The organism is Segatella copri (assembly GCF_003465495.1).
GTDB classification, from domain to species: Bacteria; Bacteroidota; Bacteroidia; order Bacteroidales; family Bacteroidaceae; genus Prevotella; species Prevotella copri_G.
Genome location: NZ_QSAV01000023.1, coordinates 794 through 1042, shown reverse-complemented (window position 1 = coordinate 1042; position 249 = coordinate 794). Strand labels below are relative to the sequence as shown.

Here is a 249-nt window from a genome sequence, read left to right as displayed (position 1 = left end):
AGGCACAAAAGGCTGTTCTTTCGATTGCCGGTGCAAAGATACAACATTTTCGGACAGAATGCAAGCTTTCACCCTAACTTTCTATGCGAGAAAGGCTATAAGTAGCTGTAATACAATAAGTTCTGTTGATTTTCTATCTGAACTTTATTGCAGAAACAATGAAAATGCAAGAAAAGACTTGGAATTAGCTGAAGAAATGAAAAGGGGTCATTTGGTGTCAATGTCATTTAGGGTCATTTGAAAAAGTAA

At 36.1% G+C, this 249-nt stretch carries 1 protein-coding gene; it reads left to right on the top strand.

Going from position 1 to position 249, the window contains the following annotated elements; translation table 11 throughout:
* Nucleotides 1-241, top strand: a 241-nt coding sequence (locus DWV53_RS15960; RefSeq protein WP_220432002.1) for a hypothetical protein, incomplete at its 5' end; no start/stop codon positions are given.
* Nucleotides 242-249 lie beyond the last annotated feature (8 nt).